Source organism: Azospirillum griseum, from assembly GCF_003966125.1.
Taxonomy (GTDB): Bacteria; Pseudomonadota; Alphaproteobacteria; order Azospirillales; family Azospirillaceae; genus Azospirillum; species Azospirillum griseum.
Genome location: NZ_RXMA01000063.1, coordinates 1 through 8,523 on the forward strand (window position 1 = coordinate 1; position 8,523 = coordinate 8,523).

The 8,523-nt window shown below is 43.8% G+C and carries 4 protein-coding genes and 1 pseudogene; 1 reads left to right on the forward strand and 4 read right to left on the reverse strand.

All coding sequences use genetic code 11. The annotated features are described in order from the left end of the window. Positions 1–185: 185 nt before the first annotated feature. The 3 genes from EJ903_RS25795 to EJ903_RS25805 are packed head-to-tail and all read right to left on the reverse strand — an operon-like array spanning position 186 to position 5,574. The gene (locus EJ903_RS25795; RefSeq protein WP_126620742.1) at positions 186–3,107 is read right to left on the reverse strand and encodes a hypothetical protein; all 2,922 of its coding nucleotides are present in this window, start codon (positions 3,105–3,107) and stop codon (positions 186–188) included. A gap of 2 nt (positions 3,108–3,109) precedes the next feature. After that, positions 3,110–4,576 carry a hypothetical protein gene (locus EJ903_RS25800; RefSeq protein WP_126620743.1) on the reverse strand — a complete coding sequence of 489 codons (1,467 nt, stop codon included), beginning with the start codon at positions 4,574–4,576 and terminating at the stop codon, positions 3,110–3,112. A 5-nt stretch (positions 4,577–4,581) separates the two neighbouring features. Next, the gene (locus tag EJ903_RS25805; RefSeq protein ID WP_126620744.1) at positions 4,582–5,574 is read right to left on the reverse strand and encodes a phytanoyl-CoA dioxygenase family protein; all 993 of its coding nucleotides are present in this window, start codon (positions 5,572–5,574) and stop codon (positions 4,582–4,584) included. Between the two features lie 120 nt (positions 5,575–5,694). Here EJ903_RS25805 and EJ903_RS25810 point away from each other — a divergent pair. Then, a pseudogene (locus EJ903_RS25810) lies at positions 5,695–6,528 on the forward strand (IS5 family transposase). A 50-nt stretch (positions 6,529–6,578) separates the two neighbouring features. Here the strand turns inward: EJ903_RS25810 and EJ903_RS25815 are convergent. Continuing rightward, positions 6,579–8,225, reverse strand: a complete 1,647-nt coding sequence (locus EJ903_RS25815) for a hypothetical protein (protein ID WP_126620745.1) — start codon at positions 8,223–8,225, stop codon at positions 6,579–6,581. Between the last annotated feature and the right edge of the window lie 298 nt (positions 8,226–8,523).

Genomic DNA, 8,523 nt, shown 5'->3' on the forward strand with positions numbered 1-8,523 from the left:
CGGGGTCTCGGCTTCAGCGGGGCCACCTTCCTACCCCGCTGCACTGCACCAGCCAATCTCTCGCTGATTTATGCGCCAAGGTCATGGGGCTGGATACAGGAGCAAGCCGCAGCCATCCGCGGTGCCCCTACTCAGCCCGCTTCCCTCACTCCTCGCAAGGCGGCTATCGGCAGTCGGTTACGTTCTCAGGACATGAGAATGCATTTCATCTGCGCTACGGAAGCTCCAGGGCCGCTCAAATTAGCGGCTACACTATTGGAGACTAAGATATAGCGATCGCCAAAAGTTTTCCACAGAGTCAAATTATCCTGTTCATCAATTTTATCAATAAAAATTCCTTGGCAGGAATGTAATCCAGTATAGAGAAATTCATAAAGATCACCTATAGTCTTTAACCATCGATTTCCTATTTTCCGAGCTTCATATTCTTTGGACAATGGAAAAGAATTAATAGTTAGTTGGTATTTTTCCCAGGAAACCCCAGAAAAACACTTTCTCAACTCACGCACCCATGGGCGGATAAATGCATCATCTTGGAGCGTAAACTTCACACAGCGGATACTTAAGCCGAAGTTGATCGCCCGTAGCTTCATGCGTGCCAATTCTTCACTAACTGACACCGGGATGCCTTCGTCAAATCCACCGACAGAAAGATAAGCGGCCTTCGAGCAGATAAGGCCCACGGGGTTCCCCACAGAATCAACAAAAATTACTAGTTCTCTGGGGAGCACTCTACTATCTTCCCAAAAATCTACGGCCTCTTCAAACCAAGGGGCCAAAAAAATTGCCACATACTCTTCTTGTGTCAGGCAAAATGTTATGTTAATTAATCTTGACAAAAATCCGTCTAAACTAGGAACGCAGTTTCTCACAGGTATAATGTTGTCGATATCATTATGTGTATAGATACCACAGGCAGACACAGACCATACATCATCAACAAAAGCGTTAGCATGACCGGATGGTTTCACATTGCCTGGAAAAACACGAATCCAACTTATACCATGACCGCCAACTGAAGTGGGGCCAGTAATTGATACCGATTCCTCCATGACTATAGTTGATCGCTGACCGAAAGTCAGCATTGGACTCGCAGTTCGTAATTTTCGCGCGGAAAGAAGAGATCTATCGCTCATAACTTCTTCACTATGGGCTGCCTCAGCGATCAACAACTCGCTGGTGTTCATTAATGTAAATGCTTCAATATCGAATGAAATATGCATCATGTTACTAGAAATAACCGTAGGCCGAATATTGCTCTCAAGATATTCTGCGTACTGATCGCAAATGTTGGCACCAGCCTCACGCCATGCTATCGGTGCCTCGACCATAAAATTTTTAAAAGATGAAGCTCCCAGCCGCCAACGTAGTAACCAGAGGATACGAACTTGGAGCTGTTCTCTCGGCAGAAATTCTTCACTAAAGTAGCTATAAATAGGATTTGCACCTCCATCGTCAACATTACAATAGAAATCAAAAGGAAGCATGCTGAAACTAGAAAGTTCAGCATTTCCACTTGAATGCGGCCATCCAAAAATTGAAAATATGGTTTTAATTTTATTGATATCACTATTATTGCCAAATATAGAAACAGACTTAATTAAATTATACCATATCTCAATAGATGTTGGATTTGCAGCAATTGCGCATATGAAGCTAGCGCAGGCGTTCCTGTAGTTGTCCATAAATGTTTCTTTTGTGCAATCAGTCAAATATTGAGCATTGCGCGCAGCAACAACAGAAAAATCACATCCTAAAGAATTATAAAGTCGAGATATCTGACGCTGTCCTACTAAAATTCTTTTTCCTCTCATATCTGTATGGTAAACAGCTAAAATAAATCGATCATGAGATTCTAATTTATAGCGCATGAACTCATCTAATACCTCGCTACGCCCTCCATGAGGCAGATAACCACGACGCAGAACAGTTAAGTTCGCTAGTGGCGCAACTGGATCCAGTTCCAGAAATGGCTTTGAAAAAGAAGAAGAGTTGCTATCCATCCAGGCCTGCCGAATGGCGGATATGAAAACCATGAGCGCTCGGAGAAACCGGTCACATACTAGCTTGACTGAAAAGTGTTTCTGAACCTCAGTTAAAGCTTCATGGCTAGGGAATTGAAATCGCTCAATAGCATTGTCAAGTGCAGGAATATCAATTTCACCAGAAGAAAGAAACGTGTAAGTTAAATAGCAAAACGAAGGAAACAGACCTTCAAAAACATTTCCTTTAGGAACAGCAGGGATGCAGCTATTTGACAATGACTGATATGCCCGAGTTGAGCATGAATCATGATGACGGATCGAAACTAAGCTGAATTTTATCTTCTGAAGTAAAATTGCGTAATCGGAATCAGAAATAAAACCATTTTGCAGAAAAATTTTCTTATTAGATCTAGACAATTGATTAACTATGTGGATTTTTCCAAGAGAGCCTGGAAAATTTACAGAACCAGACAAAATGAGATCGGCCACTCTGCGATCTTGCCCAGCGGTTTTTTGATTTTCTGTTAACGTAAATATAGCAGGAAACACGCTGACTGGCTTATTAAATAAGCGTACAGCTTCTTTCAATTCACTCCACCCAAGCACAAAGAATGCATCAAAGGACTCTTCTAATTCTACCAGTTTACTGGGAAAGAAATCGAAATCAGAGATAAGGGAAAACTTCACCGCATTCATAAATTTTATCCATGGCGGCAATAGACTATGCTCTGGAAGAAAATAGAAAATGCAATCAACATCCGTTGATATATCAATATTTCCATTCATCCAGCTTTCTATTGAATAGTCATCTGGATCAATTACTTGGACATTATGGAAGCATTCAGTCGCTATATATTCTATCAGATCAAACGGAGAGAGGCGCCGACGAGCGCCGATAATCAAGAGGCGCTTGAAATTTTTAAATTCAATTTCGTTGGAACCAGCGCAAGCCTTCCAGTTGGTGATATCTCCAGAATTGACAAATGTTTGAATTGCCAAATCAGTGGAATCTATAACTCGATTCAAATCAGGAAACGCTCCCCATGTTGCTTCAATTGAGGCCGGATGAGAAAGAATGTCTTCTAGAATTCCAACATTTCCGAATAGCTTTTTCGCCAACATAATTATTTCTCCTCTTCCAAGTCGCAAATAAAAGATTTTTCTTCAGATATTAATGAACCAAACTTCCTATCGATGACCTGTTTCCATGCGACACGTTGACGGTTCAAGTGCTGTGACAAACGGAAGGCTTTAGCAACTGATTCGATATTGTATAACTCATCAGCATTCTGAGCATTGATTGACCAATTAGTATGGCCAATCGGGCTTTGATCGAATGTTTCATGAAGTATTTCATTAGCAACAAACGCTTTGGTATTGATGTCAATCAAACTCTCAAGTTCAACGGCAACATCTGCTTTATAAATTCCTTCAACTGATAGAGCTGACCAAAGACGTAAAATTTCTCTATTGCAGTTGTATTTAATATTTTGTTTCTTTATTCGTAATTTCTTTACCTCAAGAATAGAAATTCGATCAATGACATCACCAAAACTTGCGATTGCTTGAATTTGTCGACGCCGAATAGCGCTTCCATTAGGGCGAATTCTATTCCAGCTTTCCACTAGATCGTTAATGACATCACATTCATTTTGTGGTGTAACCTCAAATTCTTCAATGTCGTAGTCACATCCATCGTAAGTTCGCTGAAAGGCATACGGAAAAGCCGTAGCAAAGCTAACAGTCGGACCAAACTCCTGTTTCTTTCCGGTTCCAGGGCCTCGTGCTAGTAACGATTTAGCGCACTTCGTTTGAGTGGAAATCATGATGTTCATAACTCCAGTCAGAGTTCCGATTACCCAGCCGATTTCCTGAGATAGCCCGAAGAGCGTCGGCAGATCACAGGAAATCGGGGTCCCGATTTCATATTCGACCCGCCTTTCCTGTTTACTATTGCGAACTGAGTTCACGAAAACGCGGAGACCGGAAGCCTCCAAGCGCTGTGTCAGTTGTTGCCAAAACGTGGGGTCCAATTCCGGCCAACTATTTGAGCCGGGCAGCAGCAAGACACCTTCGCCGGGTGTGATATCCAGAGAACTAGCCAAACGCCGACCTTTATTAAACCATGACTCAGGGATACTCCCAATATCGAAAGATCCCCCAAGTGGGACTTGAAGCAGATAGCGGTACATGTCGATCTGGGAAAGAGCGCCGACAAAAGTCAACTGATCGATTGACTGGCTGCCCATGAATGCTGGATGCACCAGTAACAGCGACTCCGGCTTGAAAGGAGAACAGTAGCCGCTATCAAAAGCAATTTTCTGCAGCCTATCAATGTCTTCATCTGGAACAAGGATAAAACGTACCCGTCGGTCGGCAAAAAGCTCAGCAATGTCTTGGTGCGATTCTCGCACAAAAAGAACCACCCGAAATCCTCTGGATCGATGAATTTTATAGAGTTCCTGCGCAACAGACCCTAAGAGATAGGTGTCACCTTTAGAAAATAATGAGACAATATAATATGAAGGACCACCGAGAACTCGATAGCGAGAAAGAAAATTATCAAAATCTGAAACTCTAGACATGGTCATCCCTCTCATTTGTTGCTAATCAGCAACTTCGTCATTTCACGCTGTATCGGCGTCAGGCGCTGATATATTTCAGTGTTGATAGGAACAGGGCTTGTTTTATCAATCTGATAGGCTAAATTTCGATACAAGCCATAGCGAAGCCAAACAACCAATCGATCATTTTCAACAGGCTGCGTTCCACTATGAAAACCGAAGGTGTCAGCTAGAACGGCAGTTCCTGCCATCCCGGTAAAGATGACTTCCTCTGACTTAAACAGTCTCCGTAGCAAGTCGCTGATATGATATGCATTTCCAGATAACGGTGGAAAGAAATTGTTCAAAGTCCCGATTTGATGAGCAAGAGCGCGTACGGACGGGGATGGATGTGCGATAGAAATTGGAGCAAGGGTTTTCGCCTGGTGAGTCCCAGCATAATATACTGTCGGTCCATCCTCGAGCGTTGGCACATCAGTCAGAAGAAGGAAAAGCGAAACAAATCGATAATCATCTTGATCACGATGAATGCTATGGGTAAGTCCCGGCGTCGGCCGGTCAGCGTATGTCCACCACGCATGCATAGAATAAATGAGTGGGGGAGCGCCGATATAGTCGGTCACTATATCTAAAATATCATCGCGAAGCGCCAAATCTAATATTCCGGGAGTCTCAATAACGTCGGATAGCTTATAAGAACCATAATCAGATATTTTCTTTGTATCTTTAATGTTTCTTGCGACTCCGTCACTATAGACTGGAACGTGCGCCGCATAAACCTTTCGATTACTCAAGAAATTGATCGCATGCTTAACAGAATCACGGTCTAAGACGCGACCGAGCCGATGATACCCTTTATTGTTTAGTTCGTTACCTGCATTAGGGTTACCGTAACGGTGTTCGGGGAAAGCCTTTTCCATCTCTCTTGTGCGGTTTTTTGCTAGCATGCCAGCCACCCTTGCTCTCAGTTCGAAACTGAGTTCGTCCTGGACGCAAGCTAAAATATCTGAGACAAAATCATCCATTTCCACACCAATGTTAGAGAGGCTGATCCGAAATTAAGTTGAGTGGTATCAGCTGGTTAGCTTGACAACGCGGTTTGCTGGTGATTGGGGCTTTTTGCCAAAAACAACCATGCATCCCCAATGTGGAGTACCACCCGCGCTCTTCACGCCCGTAGCGGTCTGGCTTTGCCAAGCTGACTTGACCCGATGCTGAATGGTCTTTGCTGGAACCACTGCTTCCACCCGCGTCCTCCGTGGGGCATCTGCGTAAATGGCAGCTGCACGGGATCGTCGAAGCAACCCTTTATTGGATTCGCGGTGGCCTGCCGCGGCGGATGCTGCCGCCCTTTTCCGCCGGTCTCGACGGTGCCGGTCTCGACGGTGCGGCGCTGGTTCTACCTGTGGCGCGACAACGGCCTTTGGCTCACGCCCAATCACGTCCTGCTGATGGCAATGCGTGAGGCGCAGGGGCGCGAAGCCAGCCCAAGTGCCGGCGTGATCAACAGCCAGAGCGTCAAAACCACGGAGTCCGGTGGTCCAAGCGGCCATGATGCTGACAAGAAGATCAAGGGGCGCAAGCGCCATATCCTCACCGACACCCAGGGCAATCTCGGCCATGCTGTGATCCATGCCGCCGACATCCAGGATCATGACGGCGCGCCGCTGGCGCTCGCCGAAATCGTCAAGCCCTTCCCGTGGCTGTGGTACGTCTTCACCGATGGCGGCTATGCCGGAGACAAGCTCAAAGAGGCGCTGCGCCGGATCGGAAAATGGACCATCGACATCATCAAGCGATCCGACACCGCCAAAGGCTTCGAGGTCTTGCCCAGGCGCTGGGTCGTGGAGCGTACCCTGGCATGGCTTAACCGTAACCGACGGCTCACAAAGGACTTCAAACAGACCATCGCTTCCGCTACCGCATGGCGCTTCATCACATCCGTTCAACTCTTTGTTCGCCGTAACGTAAGGCATTGATACAGTTCCAAATATTTTCGAATCAGACTCTTAGGCAGGAGGCCGCGCTTTTAATCATTTGTAACTGCATCCACTTTAAATGCTATCATCGTCGTCCTTTCAAGAAGTTTTGCAATGGAAGAATTATTTATTTTACCATCTGGAAGAACGGCTGTCACGTGAGTAAATTCTCCATCGATGAGCAAAATGTCTGGGTGCTTCAAATTTTCTATCTCCAATTTCTGCAAATTCACTTTTCCTAAATAGCTTCCGCCCTTTACAATAATTGCAACGAGGCCAGAGTGTGGGAATGTTATTTTTTTCAAATAACCAATAAGCGCTTTGAAATTGATAAACAAATACTCAGCAGCAGAATTTTCCTGGACTTCGCTGCATTGACGATTTGTATTTTCTGGAAAATCCACATATTTGTTATTAATAATTCCGAAAATAACACATATCCCTCTATTGGATATTTCTGTTATTTTTACTAACATAAATATTAGAGCGGAATCGCAATAAGAGTAATTAATTGTGTGCTGAAAATTAAGATCACGACCCGTCAGGCAATAGTGTATATATCCACTTATTACTTTTCCTTCTGCAACATATTGCGCGACATCGGGGTTAAGGGTGAGGTAAGACGTTTCATTAAACCATGGCACGGGTGAATGCCCAGAAGCTGCGCCAATCACTATATAGTGATCGATTGGATCTTGAGGCTCCCACGTGCTTATTTTGGAACTATGTAAGTACTTTTTACGATAATAATTTGAATCAATACTTTTACGAATAATTGTTGAAGATTTGTATTGCGAATATTGATGATTATCTCCATCTAGATATCTTTCAAACATTTTTACCATGAAAATTTTATATGGCCCTTGATTATATGTATCCTCAATGCTCAAGAATTCGCAACGGCAGTCATAAGCCAAGTCAATTTCCTGCGATGGCCTGATCCAGGAAAACTGGAGCCGAATGACATAGTCATTGAGAGCATCAATCTGCTTAGAATATGTAGTTTCAGCTTGATCAGCTATCCACGCAGCATCAAAATATGGGTTGAATGATAGGCTTTCTGAAGGTTTTTCGATTAGTGACATGCGACAGATGGACGACAGTGTTGTTATTTTATCTTCTAATGACGGCAAACGTACGAATTTTGGCCAACAATAGAGAGATGTGACCGGGAAAGGTTCACAACTCATATCGCCCAATGCATTAAGAATATCAAACGACGTTGCTGTCGATGGTACGTTTTTCCAGTAAGGTATTGATTTCATTTTTTCCAGAACAATACGGATAACCTTAAAATCAATTAGCAAAGAAGGTGAAATGTCATAAAATTCTATTTCATTCAACCAAGAAAAAAACGTAAAATCCCCCCGTTTGGATTCTGAGATGTTTGATTTTGCATACGAAAGGTTAAACCAAGGCGCAGGAGAAAGGCCGCATCGTTCTCCAACCGAGCAAAAATGAGAGATCGCATTATTTTCATTAAGAAAATCTATTGAATGTCCTGAGTATATCTTCCACTGCTCACTGTAGAAGGCGCTATCAAAATAACCTTGCCGCAGATGAAATCGCGTGTTCATTGATATTTTATCTAAAAAATCAGACAAATTATTTGTAGAAAATACGAAATCAAAATGAAAATCTCCCAAATCGAATATCAAACTCATCCAACGCTGAAGAGACTTTTCTAGATTTGTCATTGAACACCCATTTCATAAAATAAACTAGTTCACTGGTGTTGACATAAGATTCACAACAAACGACCGGCGTGCGATTCTATAGGCATGGTCCAAACAGTCAGCATCATCGTTGGAGCGGCAGATCGTGCATTTGGCGGCGATCCTCAGCGACATTAACCGTTCTCTCTAGCATGAGTCGAGCAGTTTCTGGTACAGGGGTCCATCCGCATTTGAGGTGATGTGGTGGACGGCCCTTTCACCGGGGAATGGTGTCAAGCTGAGGTCGTTGAAGAAACCACCTTGCAGGAGCGGCTGATGA

Bases quoted from the DNA above. Each gene is read 5' to 3' on its own strand.
- EJ903_RS25795 (WP_126620742.1), bottom strand. From the start codon at position 3,107: ATGTTGGCGAAAAAGCTATTCGGAAATGTTGGAATTCTAGAAGACATT.
- EJ903_RS25800 (WP_126620743.1), bottom strand. From the start codon at position 4,576: ATGACCATGTCTAGAGTTTCAGATTTTGATAATTTTCTTTCTCGCTAT.
- EJ903_RS25805 (WP_126620744.1), bottom strand. From the start codon at position 5,574: ATGGATGATTTTGTCTCAGATATTTTAGCTTGCGTCCAGGACGAACTC.
- EJ903_RS25815 (WP_126620745.1), bottom strand. From the start codon at position 8,225: ATGACAAATCTAGAAAAGTCTCTTCAGCGTTGGATGAGTTTGATATTC.